Source organism: Micromonospora sp. URMC 107 (assembly GCF_051386315.1).
Lineage (GTDB): Bacteria > Actinomycetota > Actinomycetes > Mycobacteriales > Micromonosporaceae > Micromonospora.
In genome coordinates, this window is the sequence record NZ_JBPQTK010000131.1 from 1 (window position 1) to 15939 (window position 15939).

General features: G+C 73.7%; 15 protein-coding genes. 8 read left to right on the top strand and 7 right to left on the bottom strand.

Annotated features, from left to right (window positions below):
• The first annotated feature begins 680 nt into the window (after positions 1-680).
• The gene (locus tag ACSNN9_RS23535) at positions 681-1055 is read left to right on the top strand and encodes a type II toxin-antitoxin system RelE/ParE family toxin (RefSeq protein WP_436675432.1); all 375 of its coding nucleotides are present in this window, start codon (positions 681-683) and stop codon (positions 1053-1055) included.
• Here the strand turns inward: ACSNN9_RS23535 and ACSNN9_RS23540 are convergent.
• Positions 994-1674 (bottom strand): NPCBM/NEW2 domain-containing protein, encoded by a 681-nt coding sequence (locus tag ACSNN9_RS23540; RefSeq protein WP_436675419.1) that lies wholly within the window; start codon positions 1672-1674, stop codon positions 994-996. The genes ACSNN9_RS23535 and ACSNN9_RS23540 overlap by 62 nt on opposite strands.
• A gap of 414 nt (positions 1675-2088) precedes the next feature.
• Positions 2089-2859, bottom strand: coding sequence for a DJ-1/PfpI family protein (locus tag ACSNN9_RS23545; RefSeq protein ID WP_436675420.1), 771 nt, complete (start codon positions 2857-2859; stop codon positions 2089-2091).
• 198 nt (positions 2860-3057) lie between these two features.
• Here ACSNN9_RS23545 and ACSNN9_RS23550 point away from each other — a divergent pair, with 198 nt between their 5' ends.
• On the top strand, positions 3058-4044 hold the full coding sequence (locus tag ACSNN9_RS23550; protein WP_436675421.1) for a GlxA family transcriptional regulator: 987 nt from the start codon (positions 3058-3060) through the stop codon (positions 4042-4044).
• A 63-nt stretch (positions 4045-4107) separates the two neighbouring features.
• On the opposite strand, the gene ACSNN9_RS23555 is transcribed toward ACSNN9_RS23550, so the two are convergent.
• The 3 genes from ACSNN9_RS23555 to ACSNN9_RS23565 are packed head-to-tail and all read right to left on the bottom strand — an operon-like array spanning position 4108 to position 6769.
• A complete protein-coding gene (locus ACSNN9_RS23555) occupies positions 4108-5100 on the bottom strand; it encodes a hypothetical protein (protein WP_436675422.1) in 993 nt (330 codons plus the stop codon).
• On the bottom strand, positions 5097-6467 hold the full coding sequence (locus tag ACSNN9_RS23560; protein WP_436675423.1) for a hypothetical protein: 1371 nt from the start codon (positions 6465-6467) through the stop codon (positions 5097-5099). The genes ACSNN9_RS23555 and ACSNN9_RS23560 overlap by 4 nt, the downstream gene beginning before the upstream one ends.
• Positions 6464-6769: a DUF6403 family protein gene (locus tag ACSNN9_RS23565; protein WP_436675424.1), complete on the bottom strand. Its 306-nt coding sequence runs from the start codon at positions 6767-6769 to the stop codon at positions 6464-6466. Before ACSNN9_RS23565 ends, ACSNN9_RS23560 begins: the two co-directional genes overlap by 4 nt.
• A 120-nt stretch (positions 6770-6889) precedes the next feature.
• On the opposite strand from ACSNN9_RS23565, the gene ACSNN9_RS23570 reads away from it, so the two are divergent.
• Complete coding sequence (locus tag ACSNN9_RS23570) at positions 6890-7720, top strand: class I SAM-dependent methyltransferase (RefSeq protein ID WP_436675433.1); 831 nt, start codon at positions 6890-6892, stop codon at positions 7718-7720.
• 123 nt (positions 7721-7843) lie between these two features.
• Here ACSNN9_RS23570 and ACSNN9_RS23575 read toward each other — a convergent pair whose 3' ends face one another.
• Positions 7844-9949 carry a DUF4153 domain-containing protein gene (locus ACSNN9_RS23575; protein WP_436675425.1) on the bottom strand — a complete coding sequence of 702 codons (2106 nt, stop codon included), beginning with the start codon at positions 9947-9949 and terminating at the stop codon, positions 7844-7846.
• A 544-nt stretch (positions 9950-10493) separates the two neighbouring features.
• Between ACSNN9_RS23575 and ACSNN9_RS23580 the strand changes: the two genes are divergently transcribed.
• The 4 genes from ACSNN9_RS23580 (at position 10494) to ACSNN9_RS23595 (ending at position 13509) form a co-directional block, all read left to right on the top strand.
• Positions 10494-10811, top strand: coding sequence for a hypothetical protein (locus tag ACSNN9_RS23580; protein WP_436675426.1), 318 nt, complete (start codon positions 10494-10496; stop codon positions 10809-10811).
• Between the two features lie 535 nt (positions 10812-11346).
• Positions 11347-11616 carry a hypothetical protein gene (locus tag ACSNN9_RS23585; RefSeq protein ID WP_436675427.1) on the top strand — a complete coding sequence of 90 codons (270 nt, stop codon included), beginning with the start codon at positions 11347-11349 and terminating at the stop codon, positions 11614-11616.
• Entirely contained in the window at positions 11616-12653 is a 1038-nt protein-coding gene (locus tag ACSNN9_RS23590) for a hypothetical protein (RefSeq protein WP_436675428.1), read from the top strand. Before ACSNN9_RS23585 ends, ACSNN9_RS23590 begins: the two co-directional genes overlap by 1 nt.
• Before the next feature lie 178 nt (positions 12654-12831).
• Positions 12832-13509: a hypothetical protein gene (locus ACSNN9_RS23595; RefSeq protein WP_436675429.1), complete on the top strand. Its 678-nt coding sequence runs from the start codon at positions 12832-12834 to the stop codon at positions 13507-13509.
• Between the two features lie 85 nt (positions 13510-13594).
• On the opposite strand, the gene ACSNN9_RS23600 is transcribed toward ACSNN9_RS23595, so the two are convergent.
• On the bottom strand, positions 13595-14764 hold the full coding sequence (locus ACSNN9_RS23600; protein WP_436675430.1) for an acyl-CoA dehydrogenase family protein: 1170 nt from the start codon (positions 14762-14764) through the stop codon (positions 13595-13597).
• 177 nt (positions 14765-14941) lie between these two features.
• Here ACSNN9_RS23600 and ACSNN9_RS23605 point away from each other — a divergent pair, with 177 nt between their 5' ends.
• Complete coding sequence (locus tag ACSNN9_RS23605; protein ID WP_436675431.1) at positions 14942-15871, top strand: LLM class F420-dependent oxidoreductase; 930 nt, start codon at positions 14942-14944, stop codon at positions 15869-15871.
• Positions 15872-15939 lie beyond the last annotated feature (68 nt).

A 15939-nucleotide genomic window follows, 5' to 3' on the forward strand; every position in this document is an offset into this window, starting at 1 on the left:
GGGCCAAGGTCGTTCGTCCGGTAGGGCGCTCCACCTTGTCCCCGTCCGGGGAGGCTGGACGGTCTGGCGACTGCCCGACGAGGAGATCCGCTGACCTAGGCGCCCGCGTCCGTCAACTCAGACGCAGCCTGGGCCGTTTGATCAACAGCGTCGGCATGGGCGCCGAACCAGGCGCCGAGATGACGAGTGATCGCCGGAAGGTCACAAGGATCAGCTCGCAGCACAATGAGCGCGGCGACTAGGGACCAAGCGATGCAGTTGACCAGGAGTAGGACACAAAAAAATTCGACAAACATCAGGGGCTCCTTCTTGCCCTCGATGTCAGTCGAATATGTAAGCCTGCGGGTCCGACTCGAACTGACGCTTCTACTATGCACGGCAGGCGTCGTCCACTGTAGCATGCTCACTGCTATCGGTCAAGCATGGTAGCGGGTCTTAGCCCAGCGGGCGGTCCGCATCTAGTCCGCAAGAGGTCGATGGATGGCGGGGAAGTGGTGTGAGATGTCGACAGGCGTTTCTGCTGCTAGACCCCGATCTACCCAGGTCGACGGAGCGGGCAACTTGATCTCATAATCCCTCGGTCGCGGGTTCGAGTCCCGCCCGCCCCACTCAGTTGTCAGCGGTCGAGCGAGGCCGACTCCCCGGCCGCAGCTTTTAAGAACCTCAGCGTTTCGTCGAGCATCAGCAAGCTCAAAGAGCTGCGGCCGAGGTCTGGGCGGGACGCCGCCGTTCTGTTTGTCTTCGATCCCTGGTCGCAGGCGGTGCTCCTGGTGGCCGGCAACAAGGCCGGATACTGGACGCGGTGGTACGAGGAAGCGATCCCGGTCGCTGGGGTTGCGTACAACCCTCTCGGAGACGTGCTGCCGCATCAGCTCGGATCCTTGCCGCTGACGGGGTGCGAGAGGCGGTTGCCGTCTTACCCAGAGGCGCTCCGGCTCCAGGACGGCCGGAGCGCTCCTGGACGCGATCACGGCAGCCGGATGCAGTACCCACCTATCGCACTAAGCGCGCGTCGCCCCACACCACCGTGCGGGTCCAGCAGCCGCCCTCCTTGACGAGGAGCTTCAAGCGGAGCACTTCATCGACCGGGACGTCGAAGGACGCAGGCGCGCCTGGTCGGATCGTCGCACGCTCGAGGACCATGCCCTGTTCGTCTACGACGTGCACTTCCGCTTCGAAGGCGTCTTCGGTGTCGTCGGCGATGCCGACATCGGCCCGGAAGTACTTATACTGACGTTTGACGAGATACTCGCGGTAAAGGTCGTATCCGCATGTCGAGGTCGTGATGGCCCGCTTGTAGGCGACATCGTTGACGGTCGCTGGCGCGTCGGCCCACTTGCCCCACCAGGAATACTCTTTCACCGGCTCCAAAGTCGTCAGGTACTTTGTTTCGCGAGCCACGAATGAGGACTGCGTCGACGGTTCCGCCTGGGTGGTCGGTGGCTTCGGACTGGGTGGGCTGGTCATGGCCGGTGCTGACTCGGCAGTCGGATTGTCCTTCACTTGATCTTCTGGTGAGCGCAATCGCGTCCATCCCCACGTGCTGCACGCGGCGATCAGCGTGATCACCGCACAGGCGCCCGACGCAACCTGCCAGAACGCCACGGACCGATCGTCAAGCAGCCGCTTGACGACGGAAGGCTTCGAAGGTGATCCGCCATCCACTGTGGGCATGCGACGCATGGTAATGCACCCGTGGTAACGAGGCGGAATCCAGGCGCTTCCGCATCCGACCGCCTCACCCTCCCCGGAACTTTGCCTTGCCTCCACCGAGATGGATTGGAAATCGACAGCTGCCGTGCTTGTCGTAGGGCCTGACAGGTTGTCGCGGTCAACGAAGCAATCGCTACGAGGTCTTTGCCGCTGCATTCGACCGGTCCGTTCGAAGGTGCTTCGGGGCGAGTCGCGGCGATGATTCAGACCACCATCGACGGCGTTGGTGGACGGCTTCAGCACCTCGGCGGCGGACGCGTGCCCGGCCAAGGGTCTCCGCCCTCGGTGAGCCCTCGAGCCCCGCAGGCACCGCCGTGACCCAGGGCGGACCGTACCCGACGCCCTGGGTCGACGGGTACGGCCGCCCTCCGACCGTCAGCGGGGACCGGGCTGGCCCAGCAGCTCCAGCGCCAGGCGCACCAGTTCCGGGCCGGCCTTTCCGGGGCTGCCGGTGTCGAACGGCGGGTCCGGGTCGTATTCCACGACCAGCTGGAGTGCCTGCGCGATCCGTTCGTCGGCGAGCTTCGCGGCGAGGTGCAGGGACATGTCGATCCCGGCGGACATGCCGGCGGCGGTCATGATCCGGCCCGCCTCGACGAAGCGGCCCGGCACGTAGGTCGCGCCGAACTGGGCGAGCTGGTCCCTGACGTTCCAGTACGTCGTCGCCCGCAGCCCGCGCAGCAGGCCGGCCGTGCCCAGGACCAGGGTGCCGGTGCAGACCGCGACGGTCCACGTCGTGTGCCGGTGGATCCGTTGGATCCACCGGATCGTGTCGGGATCCGCCTGGACACCGCGGATGTCTCCGCCGGGCACCAGCAGCACGTCGGTCCGGGCCACCTGACTGAGCGTGCGGTCCACCCCGAGCGCGATCACGCCGTCGTTCGTCCGGACCGGGCCGGTCCGCTTGCCGACGGTCACCACCGAGGCGCCCGGGATCCGGGACAGCACCTCGTACGGGCCGATCGCGTCGATCGGGGCGATCCCGTCGAAGAGCAGGATCGCGATGCGTAGCTTCCGGGGGGCCGGGTCGGTGGGGCGCCCCGCCCGGGCCGGGTCGCCGAGGCCGGTGGCGGCCAGGCCGACGCCGGCCCCACCGGCCACCGCCGCCCGCAACACCGTCCGCCGGTCGACGTCCATGTCGAACATCCACTGCCTCCTGTCGGTCGAGCTGAGCTCCCTCATGTCCCGGTGGTCGGTCACGCCGCGGCCCTGGTTCCGGGGCCCGCGAGGCAGGTCCGGATCCGAGGGGCCCCGGTCCGGATCGGCGGGGCTGGTGCGCGTACGCGCCGAAGGGGCCCCCCTGGCGGGAACCAACCGGCCGGTACGGCGGACCTACAGGGTGTGGTGGCAGAGAACGGGCACGAGATCGTCCTCGTGGTGTGGGACGGCGCGGTCCTCCTGGACGTGGCGGGACCGGTCCAGGTCCTGAACGGCTCCGGCGGCTACCGGCTGCGGATCGCGTCCCCCGACGGGAGACCGGTGCACACCGACGTCGGCGTGCCGTTGGGGGCCGACCTGGCGCTGCCGGAGGTCCGTACCCCCGTCGACACGCTGATGGTCGCGGGCTACGGCTTGCAGGCCGGCCACCGCCCACCCGCCGCCGTCGTCGCGCAGGTGCGGCGGATCGGCCTGGCGGCCCGGCGGGTCGCCTCGGTCTGCACGGGAGCGTTGGTGCTGGCCGAGGCGGGCCTGCTGGAGGGGCGGCGGGCCACCACCCACTGGGCGGCCTGCGCCGAGCTGGCGGCCCGGTTCCCGCGCGTGGCGGTGCAACCCGATGCCATCTGTGTCCGGGACGGTCCGGTCGTCACCTCGGCCGGGGTGACCGCGGGCATCGACCTCGCGCTCGCCCTCGTGGCCGAGGACCTCGGCGTCGACCGCGCGCGGACCGTCGCCAAGTATCTGGTCGTGTTTCTCCAGCGACCCGGCGGTCAGGCGCAGTTCGAGACCCCGGACGCCGGGCCGGCGCCGCGGGCACCGGTCCTGCGCCGGGTGCTCGACGCGGTCGTGGCGGAACCGGCGGGTGAGCACAGCCTCGCCGCCATGGCCGCCCGCGCCGCGGTGAGCGAGCGCCACCTGACCCGGCTGTTCCGCCACGAGATCGGCACCACGCCGGCCCGGTACGTCGAACGGATGCGGGTGCACGCGGCACGCGCGCTGCTGGAGACGGGGAACGCCGGCGTCGCCTCCATCGCCCGCGCCTGCGGCTTCGGCTCGGCCGAGACGATGCGCCGCGCGTTCCTGCGGGTCGCCGGCGTCACCCCGGCCGAACACCGCCGTCGCTTCCGCGGCCAGGAGAAAACCGGTGCCACCGTACGGCCGGCGCCGCAGTGAACGGCACGGTCTCAGCCGATCAGGCCGGCGGCGGTCGTCGTCGACGCCGTTCGTCGTTCCCCGTCAGTCGGCTGCGGGCGGGGCGCTGCCGCTCCGGGCGGCCCTCGGGCGGGCCCCGTCCCCGGCCGGCGACCCGGTGATCGTCGACGCCCGCCGGCTCAGCGCGTCGACGCGGTCGACGAGCCGGCGTACGGCGTCCTCGTCGTCCGTGTCCACCGCCGCGACGCGGTCGAGCAGCGCGGCGTAGTCCGACGTCAACGCCAGGTACCTCCTGCCGAACCCCTCCTCGACGCCGCTGACGTGGGCATGGCGCTCCGCCCAGGCGTACCGCTGGTCCAGGTCGATGATCTGCTGGGCCAGCACCGCGGCGGCGGCGCCGAGCGCGCTGCGGGCGTCGGCGTTCTCGTCGCGGCGGCGGCGACGGGCGTCCGCGAGCCGGCCCGCGCGGCGGCCCCCGACGTAGAGCACCGTCGCCCCGGCGACGACGGCGACGATCGCCGCGGAAGCGAGCAGGAAGCGGGGCAGTGACGGGCTGATCGTCCGCGCGCCGTCCGGAACGGTGCCGGCCTTCACCAGCAGGTCGTAGTTGACGGTGACGACCTTCAGCGCCTCCAGGGGGCGGTCGGCGAAGGTGTCGACGCCCCGGCCGACGGTCATCTCCGCCACGGCCGCCCGACCGAAGTTCTCGTCGTCGCGCCCGGGCAGCAGCGCGCACCCGTAGGTGTCGTACTCGTTTCCGTCGCGGCTCATCACCAGCACGACCGTCCCGTCGGCGGCGCGCTCGACCTGGCGGCAACCCCGCCGCAGGTCCGCGCCCGGCTCCAGCAGCAGCACGACCAGCCTGCGGTTGCCGATCACCCGTTCGGCCGCGGCCCGGTCCAGGTCGACGCCCGGTGCGGCGTACACCGACGAGGCGCGGACCTGGCGGGCGATCGGGCCGTCCAGTACCCCGCCGGTCCACAACGCCCAGCCGGCCAGCGCCAGACAGGCCAGCACGGCGACGCCGAAGGGCGTGCCGAACAGGTCACCGAGCCATCGTCGTCCGGACCGTCTCACGACAACCTGCCCCGAAGGTAGAGATCCGGGCGGTAGCTGGCGATCCCCAGCGTCCGCGCGCCGTCGTCCAGCTCGTCGGCCGCCTCGTTCAGCAACGTACGCACGTGGCGGTCCGGCAGCCCCTCGTCCAGCGCGGCGCGGGCGGCCTGGAGCTTGACGACGCCCCGGGTCAGCGCCGGATCGCTGCGGGCGTCGGTGAGCAGGGACATCTCGACGGCGAGGGCGGTGAGACCGGCCAACCGGGCGGGCGTGCCACCCCGCCCCGGGTCGCCGCGCCGGACCCCCACGCCGTCCGGCCGGCGCAGCGACCGGACCGAGAGGATCAGGAACGCCGCCACGCAGCCCGCGAAGAGCCACGGCAGGGCGGGCAGCGCCACCCGCAGCGGGTCGATCGGCCGGTACGGCAGCGGGCGGTCGAACAGCCCCGAGTAGCGCAGGTCGGTGACCCGGTTCAGGTAAGCCGCCAGCACGTTGCCCTGGGGGTAGTCGTAGCGGCTCAGCCGGCCGCCGAACTGGCCGTAGAAACTCGCCCCGGCCAGCTCCGCGAAGTCGTCCGCCGCCGGGCCGTGGTACTCGATCCAGAGGCCGTACATCACGACGATCGGCGTGCCCGGGAACAGCTCGGCCAGCGCCGGCCCGTACCGGGGCACCGGCTCGCCGAACGGCTGCGCGGGCAGCGCCACGTAGCGGGCGCCGTCTGGAAAGGCGTTGCGCGCGGCGTCGCCGGGGACGCCGGTCAGCGTGGCCCCGGCCCCGAGGTGCAGGCCCGTGGCCCGCAGGTCGGCGGCGACGGCGGCCAGCTCCCGGTCGGTCGGCGCACGCCAGCGCAGCTCGTCGTGCTCGGGCGGGTCGGGCGCGTCCCGCAGCGCGGCGATCAACGTCACCAGCGGGCCCGTCACGTCGGCGGTGGCGAACTGGGCCCGCCAGCCGGGCAGGGTGTCGGGTACGGCCTGGTATATGCCGCCGCTGACCTCGGTGCCGATCACCCGGACGGTCGCGTTCTCCACGTCCCGCACCCGGTCGCGTTCGTCCTCGTCGAGCCCGGGCGGCGCGACCAGGATGCGGACGGCGTCGCCACCGGCGGCCTCGCGGACCCGCTGCTCGTTCCAGCGCGCGGTCGAGCCGGGGAGCCGCACCACGGGATCGGCGGCCACCAGCGCCGTCATCTCGGCCACCGAGGGCACGCTCGCGTCGCTCAGCTCACCGGCCGAGCCCTCCTCGAGCTTCGCCGTGGCGGCCGGCGACCGGCCGTAGCTGACGTCGACGCTCTGCCGCTGGGCGAGCAGGAAGACCACCAGGACGACCACGGCGATGCCGAGGAGCGCCCAGCGCAGCAGGTCGCGGCCGTGGTGGCGGCGGGCGGTCACTGGTGCGCCCGCCACAACCGGTCGGCCTCGCGCGCGTGTTCCGCCGCCGCCCGGGCCGCGGACGCCCCGCCGCGCGCGGCGGCGATCGACTCGGCGCGGGCCAGCAGCCGCTCGGCCGCCGGCACCCGGGCCGCCGCCGCGTCCCGGCTGACGGCCGCGCTCTCGATGGCCGCGCGGGCGGCGGACCAGGCGGTCCGGTGCTCCAGCCCGCGCGCCCGCCACCTGGGCAGCAGGGTCGTGGCGAGGCCCGCGCCCACCAGCAGGACGCCGCCGACCAACCAGATCAGGAGGGTGTGGGACATGCGCTCCAACCATTGGATGAGGGGTACGGGGGTGCTCGGCGGCTGTCGGGCGGGCTCGGGGGTACGACCGAGTCTGGCTGATCGACTCGAACCACCGCGAACCGGCCCGGGCCTGCCGCCCTGCCCGCGACGCCGCGTACGTCGTATGGTCTGCGCATGGCGCACCCGGTCTGGGCGGACGGCAAGGCCTACGAGGCGTACGTGGGCCGGTGGAGCCGCCCCGTCGCGAGGGAGTTCCTGCACTGGCTGGCCGTGCCGCCGGGCCGGCGCTGGCTGGACGTGGGCTGCGGCACGGGCGCGCTCACGTCGACCGTGCTGACGCTGGCCGACCCGGCGTACGTCGCGGGCGTCGACCGTTCGCCGGGCTTCGTGGCGTACGCCCGCGCGGCGGTCGGCGACGCGCGGGCGGCCTTCCAGGTCGGCGACGCCCGGGCGCTGCCGCTGCCCGACCACTGCGTCGACGTCGTCGTCAGCGGCCTGGCGGTCAACTTCGTGCCCGAGCCGGCGCGCGCCGCCGCCGAGTTCGCCCGGGTCACCCGGCCGGGCGGAACGGCCGCCGCCTACGTCTGGGACTACGCCGGGGGCATGGCGCTGCTGCGTCACTTCTGGGACGCCGCCGCCCTGCTCGACCCGGCCGTGGCCGAACGGGACGAGGGCCGCCGGTTCGCGGTGTGCGACCCGGAGTCCCTGCGCGGGCTGTGGACCGACGCCGGCCTGACGGCGGTGGCGGTCCGGCCCGTCGACGTGCCCACGGTGTTCGCGGACTTCGACGACTACTGGACCCCGTTCCTGGGCGGACAGGGTCCCGCCCCGACGTACGTCGCCTCCCTGACGGCGCCGGATCGGGCCCGCCTGCGCGACCTGCTGTCGGCCCGGATGCCCGTGGCGCCGGACGGGTCGGTCCGGCTCACCGCCCGGGCCTGGGCGGTCCGGGGCACGGCGCCGGCCTGAGCACCGGCCGGGTCGCGCTGCTCGTCGCCAGGATGTCGTTGGCCTGGCTGCTCCGGACCACGCCGGCCGACCGCCTCGGCTGAGCACCCGCCGTCCCCGGTCGACCCGGGGACGGCGGGCCTGTCACCGGCGGCGCTTCGGCAGGTCGAACTGGTCGGCGGCCCGACAGTCGCGCGGGCCGCCGATGGCGCCCGGCCCGACCCGGTCGAGCGCCGCGCGCGCCCGGACCCGGCCGAGGTTCCAGGCGTACCAGGGGTCCGGCTCCTCGAGGTCGTCCGCGATCCAGCTCAGCGTGCAGCGGCGTACCGGGTCGGGCAGGCCGGTCAGGGCCGGCGTCGCGTCCGCCGAGAGCGCCCGTAGGTACCAGGCGTCGATCTTCCCCGTCTGCTCGTACCGGGCGATGTTGCGGCGGGCGGCGTAGTCCTCCGGGTTGAGCACGGCCAGGCCCAGCAGCATCACCACGGCGAGCGCCACCGTCGTGCCGGGGATCCAGGCCCCGCGCCAGCGGAGCCCGGCCACCAAAATCATCAGGAACACGGTGCCGAGCAGCAGCTCGAACGCCATCACGAAGAGCCGCTCGCCGGTGAAGCTGTAGACCTTCTGGTACGTGTACATCCTCGACAGCGCCGACACCACGATGACGAAGCTGAGCACGCTGAGCAGGCCCAGCAGGACCCGCAGCAGGTGGCGCTCGACGGCCCGGTCCCGCCGCGCCCAGCGGGCCACCCCGCCGAGCACCGCCAGCGTCAGCAGGGTGACGACGACGAGCTGCCAGAACCCGCTGCGCGCGTACTCGGCGTAGCTGAGACCGGCGGTGCGCAGCACGTGTCGCTGCCCGCCGAACAGGACGGTGAACTGCACCGCCACGAAGCCGCCGAACAGCAGCGTGAGCGCGCTGATGACCGGCGCCCACTCCACGACGCCGAAGCGGCGCGTGCCGGGCCGGTCCACGGTCGACAGGTCGGGTGGCGCGGCCAACGTGTAGACGGCGGCGACGGCGCAGAGCCCGCCCACGGCGGCGAGGAAGACCCAGCGGAACACCGTGCCGACGTTGACCTCGGGAATCACCTCGCCGAGCACCACGGAGAAGGCGCCGTCGGCCGAGGACAGGAGCGCGCCGAAGACGATCAGCGCGGCCAGGGTGGCCGCGGCCGACCCGACGACGCGACGGGCCAGACCCGGGTTCGCCGGGGCGCGCAGGTGACCGCGCACCCACGGCAGCCCGCGCAGCGCCGCGAACGGCGCCGCCACCAGGCTGAACAGGATGGATCGGATGAGCCGGCCGCCCACGATCGCGAGGGTCGCGCAGCCGAGCGCGCCGAGCACGCAGAACGTCACCAGCCACCAGGCGTTGCGGAAGGCCAGGACCGCCAGCAGCGCCAGCGCCGCCGCCGCCCAGCCGGCGCGGATCCGCCGCTCGGCGCGCGGCAGTCCCGCGCCCGTCCGCCGGACCGCGAGGACCACCGCGACGGTCAGGGCGAGCCAGCCGAGGAACCAGCCGATGCCGGTGCGGGTGAGCGGTACGAAGAACGCCAGCCCCAGCGCTCCGGCGAGGACCGCGGCCGGTACGGCCCGGTCCCGGGCGGGCTTCGGCCCCGGCCAGCGCGTGTCGAGGAACGACGGCGGGAGCGGGGTCGGCTGGTAGCCGCGGTACGGCATCGGCGCGCCGCTCGGCGCCCCGACCCGGTACGGCGCCGGATGCGGGGCGGCGGCCGGTGGCGGTGCGGTGGTGGTGGCCGGGTGCGGCGGCGCGCTCGGCGCCGGGCCTGCGGCCTCCGGTGCCGGCTCGACCGCAGGCGGCGAGCCCTTCGTGTCGACGGTGGCTGTCGTGGCCTCGCCATCCCCGCCGTCCACCTGCCTCGGCACGACCGGGCGGCTGTCGGGGCCCGCGGGCGTCGCCGTCGGGCCGGGCACCGTCGAATGGGTGTCCTGGTCTGCCTGTGTCGGGGCGGCGACCGTCGGGTGGGTGTCCGTCACGGTCGGGGTCGGCGCGGTGGCCGGCACCAACGGGATGAACACGGCGTATCCGCGCGTGCCCGCGGGGATGCTGACCGGGATCGCCCAGGCGGGCGCGCCCTCCGTGCCGGGCCACACCATGGCGGGCGGAGCCCCGTCGACGGGTGGCATGACGAGCAGGTACGGCGTCGCGGTCCCGGGGTTCTCACCGTCGGGGTCCGCGGACGTGCCGACGGGCTCCGGGGATCCCGGCACCGGTGGCGGCTGGGTCACAGGACCCTCCTCGATTGAATGGTCCGCACACTGTACGGCCGATCCCGGTGCCTTCGCCGCCCGGTGAACGCCGGGCGATCCGCCTCGGTCACCCGCCCCCGTCGGCCGGGGTGTGGATCTTCGTGGTGAGACCACCCCGCGATCGGCCGATGGACTGGGCTGCCCGCGACTCCTCCGGCTCCGCCCTCTCTACGGGCCCCGGCGGCATGCTGATGGGGAGCGCCGGCGCCTGGTCTGCGGCCGCCGCCGCGCCCACGGCTCCGATCGCCGCGCACGTGCGGTCGCGAACGCGGCAGCGAAGCGGGCGGCCTCGAAGGAGCTGCGACGACGGCCGGGCGGCCGTGAGGCCGCCCGTGACACAGTTGGTGCGAATACTCGCCCAGCTCGCGGGCGTGCTGGACGAGGTGGGCTGACCGAGGGGCGCCACCGTGTGGCGGAAGGAATTCAGACGGTGACCGCAGACGACGCCGGACGGGCGGCTCGTGACGAGGCCACCCGAGCCGAGTACCAACGGCTTCGGGAGCGTGGGGAGGCGTGGCGCCTGATGCGCACCGTCGATGGGGAACTGGCCCTCTACCGGCCGGAGGAGGTCGGCTTCGTCGGGGGCGGACCAGGCGTCATGGTGCGTACTGTGGGCGGGCTGCGCGTCCTCGCCGTCGTGTTCACCGCGTTCACCATGGTCTTGGTGCTGGCGTTGCCCGTCTCGTGGGCGCAAGGCCGGCCCTTCTGGGGAGCCATCCCGCTGGCGCTCGTGTCCGCTGCGTTCACCTGGTACGCCGTGGCCGTCATCCGCAAGGAGAAGCGGGCGGTCGAGTTGCGGCGCCAGCGCGGCGTTCCGGCCCCGGCCCGCTACCCGTACTGAGGCGGCCGAGGCGTCCACACCAGCGCGGCTTCGGCACAGTTCCGGCCGGAGCGCAGTCACCTGCCGGACGCGCCGGCCGTCCGATGACGGACAGGACGCGGAGCGCCTTCGCGGCGCACTGTTGTAGCAGGTCAGAGGCGTGAGGATGGCGGGCCACAACCCATTCCTAGGGCCCGGCGGGGACAGCATCGTCCCCGCCGACACCGCCATCACCGAGCCCGACCCCGCGACGGCCGCGGCGTAGCGCACCGCCGCCCACGCACCGCGAGGTCGCACTCCGGCAGTCACCGTCCCGGGCGCCCGGGCGGAAGCCGCCTCACGACACCGACACCGACCTCCCCGTCCCGGCAGTCACCGGAGCCGCGCGGCAACGCCGAGACGCGCGCGGCCGGCGAGCCGTACCCATGACCCGTCCCGGGCCCACGCCGTCGCGTGCCCGGCGATCCGGTCGTCGCCCGACCCCATCCTCCCCAGCCGGATCCGGCCGTGGTCACGAGCCGGTCGGTCCGGTCACCGAGCACGAGAGGAGCCGGCAATGGCCGCTCCCACCGCCACCGCCTCCCTGAACGCCTCCACCTACTCACCCGGCGACCAGATGATCCTGACGGTCACCTACGGCGACGCCGACACCAAACCGGTGACCGTCACGATCGTGGTGACCGACGCGCAGGGCAACAGCAGCGCGCCGGTCAAGGTCACCGCCGTCATCGACCCGCTCACCCTCACCGTCGCCGACGACTCCGGCCGCACCTGGACCAGGGCGTCGGACAACGGCTCGGTGGCCGTCTACCGGGCGGTGGCGTGATGCCCCGGGTCACCGTCACAGTGCGCGACAACGGCGGGCGCACCGCCACCGCCACCGCCGACTACACGATCGCGCCGCCGGTGCTGGGCGGCTACTACCTCTCCGGCGGCGCCGATCCGACGGCCGACATGGCCGGCGGGAACTTCCGTTCGCTGACCCAGTACCGCAGCTTCGCCGACGGCCACACCTTCCCGGGCTACCAGCGGCCGTGGCTGATCACCCTCGGCAGGGCCGGGGTGCGGATGAACATGGTGCTGGAGCTGAAGCACTACGGCGCGCCTGAAGCCACGGCGCAGAACTTCACCGTGGACGGCGTCACCTACACCGTCCCGGCGCCCGCGATGACCATCCAGCAGCGCCCGGGCACGACCTGGCCCCGGGCGTACGGCTACAGCCAGGTCCTGGCCGGGCACTGCGACGGGCTGTTCGCCCGCGCCCTGTCCCAGTACCGGACCCTGGGCTTCGGGGTGAACATCCAGCTCGCCTCCGAGCTGGACACCGACCACGAGTTCGGCACCACGGAGTCCGGCGTCAGCTACCCGTGGGCGCAGTCGGACGCCCGCGCGGTGCAGGCGATGACGTACATCGTGAACTGGTTCAAGGCCCGCCAGCTGCCCGCCGGCACGACGTTCTCGGTGGGGGTGGGCGGCTTCGACCGGGCCTGCTTCCAACGCACCCACCCGGAGGCGCTGATGGCCAGGCTCGACTTCCTCCAGTGGAACGCCTACGCCACCAGCCCCACCCACACGGCGCTGGCCCGGTTCCGCCGGACGAAGGACTGGGCGGTGGCCGACCTCGGCCCCGTCGCCCTCTCCCGGCCGGTGATCATCGCCGAGTGGGGCGTACGGGTGGCGGAGGTGCCGGACCAGGCGGCCTGGATCGCCACCGTGCCGGCCGCCATCGCCCAGCTCAACGCCGAGCGGGGCCCCCGGATCGCGCGGACCAACTACTTCAACTCCGGCTGGGGCACCCTGTCGCCGAAGTCGACGGGCCTGGCCGCGCTGAGGGCGGCGTACGCCACCCGGCCGTACGTCTGACCGGTCGGCCGGAGATCCAGGACGAACCCGGGGAGCCGGCGGCGGGTGGATAGACGTCGATCATCAAGTCCATCGATGGTGATGTAGGATCCGCCGCATCGCGCGCAGGCACGCTCGTGCGCCACCCCGGCGCGATGTCCGCCGGGCCCAGCTGCGCCAGGACAGCCATGGAGATCATGTGAAGTTCAGTCGTCTCGCCCCTGCGGTGGCCGTTCTCGCGCTCGTGGTCGGCGTCGTGGTCGCCCCGGTCGACGCCGCGCAGGCACATCCGGACGCGGACAACGTCGCCGTCTACCCGCCGATCCAGGGGTCGTCCACCTGGGACCGGTTCGGCCTCTCCGGGCCGGCCTCACACCACATCGTCTTCGGCCACTGGGGCTACCCGAACGACTGGGCCGTCGACATCTACCGCGGTCCGGGCGCCACGATCGTCTCGCCGTTCGGTACCAAGACCGCCTCCGGGCACCCGGTCGCCGTCAAGGTGGTCACCGTCCAGCCGGGCTGCGCGACCCGCAACCTCGCCGACGGCGGCTACCGCATCGGGCTCGAGGCCCGGGACACCACGACCGGGCAGATCCTCGGCCGGGCGGACGTGATGCACGTGAACAACAAGCCCGGTGGCATCGTCGTCGGCGCCTCGGTCGGCCCGTGGACCAAGCTCGGCGAGACGGGCCGCTTCCGCTGGTCCAGCTGCTACCAGGTCAACGGTGACAGTGGGGTGCACATCCACCTCGAAGTGATCAACCAGCACCGCTACTCGTGCTACGTGCACCGCGGTGCGAACACCGCCCTGACCGACCTGACCGTGGTGGGCAGGGTCGGCGTGCACTACACGGGGCAGCGGCAGCGCTGCTGACCCGTCGATCGACGGCGGACGGGTGCCCCGGCTCCGGTCGGAGGCCGGGACACCCGTCTCCGGATGCCGGGCGCCCGCGCCGCCGTCAGTAGGCCAGCTCCACCGGGCGGCCGAGCACCCGCGCGCCGTTGTTGGCGAGCCAGCCCTCGGCCGCCGCCGCGTGCTGGCTGAACGTGTGGATGTCGCGGAACCGACGCTGGAGCGGGGACGAGTCCCGGGCCGCCCCGCCGCCGGCCGCCCGGTAGCAGGTGTCGACCGCGGCGGCGGCCCGTTCCGTCACCCAGGGCAGCGCGGCGGAGACCCGTGGGTGCAGCGCGGGAATCGCCGCCGGGTCGGTGGCGCAGGCCGCCCAGAGCTCGTCGGCCAGGTCCCGCAGCAGCGCCCGGGCTGCCCGTACGTCCAGGTCGGCCCGGCCGAGCTGGAGGCGGAAGGCCAGCGAGTCGGCGAGCGACTGCCGGGCGTAGAGCCGCTGCCGGCCGCCCTCGAGCAGCGCGACCATGTCGTCCAGCGCGCCCTGCGCGATGCCGACCGCCACCGCGCCGAGGTGCAGGACGAAGTGGACCAGTGGCGCCACGAAGCCCGGCCCCGGTACGCAGGGCACGCCGGTGAACAGGTCGAAGCTCTCCTCCGCGGGGCAGAAGGCGTCCGCCACCTCGACGTCGTGGCTGCCGGTGCCGCGCAGGCCGAGCACGTGCCAGGTGTCGTGCACGGTGACCCGGGAGGCCGGGAAGAGCATGGAACGCACCGCCGGCGGTGCCCCCGCCGGCCCCGGCAGCGGCTCGCCGCCCTCGGTCAGCACGCAGTTGCCGAAGATCCAGTCGGCGTGCCGGGAGCCGCTGGCGAACGCCCACCGCCCGGTGACCTGGAAGCCGCCGTCGACCGGCTCGGCGCGCCCCTGCGGGGCGAACCCGCCCCCGACCACCACGTCCGGCCCGTCGGCGTAGACCTTGTCGAACCGGTCGCGGGAGAGCATCGCCAGCAGGTGCGGCGTCTCGGCGCCGATCATCACCGTCCACCCGGTCGAACCGTCGGCCCGGGCCAGCGCCTCCAGCACGCGCAGCCCGGTGCGCAGGTCCGCCTCGTACCCGCCGTGGCTGCGGGGGACGAACATCCGGAAGCAGCCGGCCGTCCGCAGCGAGTCGAGCAGGTCGGCGGGGAGCCCCCGGGCCGCCTCGATCTCCCCGGCCCGGCGGGACACCTCCGGGAGCAGCGCGTCCACCGCCTCCATCAGCCGGTCCCGGTGCTGGTCCTCCATGGGTTCCTCCTCGCGTCGTCGCTCGGCCTCCACTCTGGACCGCTTGACGGGGCGGGGCCAGGGACGCCGCTATCGGATGCCCGCCACTTCGCGCGGCGGGGACCCGCCCGGCGCCGCAGCCCCGGGGGAAGGGCCGGAACGGCGCGGGGGCCCGGCCGGCTCCCTATGCTCGGTGGCATGGAACTGCGGATCTTCACCGAACCCCAGCAGGGCGCGACGTACGACGACCTGCTCGCCGTGGCCCGCTGCGCGGAGGAGGCCGGCTACGGCGCCTTCTTCCGTTCCGACCACTACCTGAAGATGGGCGCGGTGAGCGGCGACCCCGGCCCGACGGACGCGTGGACGACCCTCGCCGGCCTGGCCCGGGACACCCGGCGGATCCGGCTGGGCACGCTGATGACCGCCGCCACCTTCCGGCTGCCCGGCCCGCTGGCGATCACCGTCGCGCAGGTCGACCAGATGAGTGGCGGCCGGGTCGAGCTGGGCATCGGCACCGGCTGGTACGCCGAGGAGCACACCGCGTACGGGATCCCCTTCCCGTCGCTGGGGGAGCGCTTCGACCGGCTGGAGGAGCAGCTCGCGGTCGTCACGGGGCTCTGGGCGACGCCGCCGGGCGCCACGTTCGACTTCGCCGGGAAGTACTACCCGGTCAGCGACTCGCCGGCGCTGCCGAAGCCGGTGCAGGACCCGCGCCCGCCGATCCTGCTCGGCGGCATGGGCCCGAAGCGCACGCCCCGCCTGGCCGCCCGGTACGCCGACGAGTTCAACCTGCCGTTCGCCTCGGTCGAGGACTCCGCCGCCCAGTTCGCGCGGGTCCGGGCCGCGTGTGCGGAGACCGGCCGGGACCCGGGCGAGCTGCGCTGGTCCAACGCCCTGGTGCTGTGCTGCGGGCGGGACGACGCCGAGGTGGCCCGGCGGGCCGCCGCGATCGGCCGGGAACCGGACGAGCTGCGCGAGAACGGCCTCGCGGGCACCCCCGCCGAGGTGGTCGACAAGATCGGCCGGTACGCCGAGATCGGCAGCGAGCGGCTCTACCTCCAGGTGCTCGACCTGGCCGACCTCGACCACCTGGAGCTGGTCGCGGCCGAGGTGAAGCCCCAGCTCTGAGCCGGCGGGCCGGAGCGGGCGTCAGGGGCGGGGCCCGGCGACGCCCACCCGGGGCGCCGGCCCCGGGT

Coding starts and splice junctions, on each gene's coding strand:
- ACSNN9_RS23540 (WP_436675419.1), bottom strand. CDS start 1,674: ATGCCCACAGTGGATGGCGGATCACCTTCGAAGCCTTCCGTCGTCAAG.
- ACSNN9_RS23545 (WP_436675420.1), bottom strand. CDS start 2,859: ATGTTCGACATGGACGTCGACCGGCGGACGGTGTTGCGGGCGGCGGTG.
- ACSNN9_RS23565 (WP_436675424.1), bottom strand. CDS start 6,769: ATGTCCCACACCCTCCTGATCTGGTTGGTCGGCGGCGTCCTGCTGGTG.
- ACSNN9_RS23580 (WP_436675426.1), top strand. CDS start 10,494: ATGCGCACCGTCGATGGGGAACTGGCCCTCTACCGGCCGGAGGAGGTC.
- ACSNN9_RS23585 (WP_436675427.1), top strand. CDS start 11,347: ATGGCCGCTCCCACCGCCACCGCCTCCCTGAACGCCTCCACCTACTCA.
- ACSNN9_RS23590 (WP_436675428.1), top strand. CDS start 11,616: ATGCCCCGGGTCACCGTCACAGTGCGCGACAACGGCGGGCGCACCGCC.
- ACSNN9_RS23600 (WP_436675430.1), bottom strand. CDS start 14,764: ATGGAGGACCAGCACCGGGACCGGCTGATGGAGGCGGTGGACGCGCTG.
- ACSNN9_RS23605 (WP_436675431.1), top strand. CDS start 14,942: ATGGAACTGCGGATCTTCACCGAACCCCAGCAGGGCGCGACGTACGAC.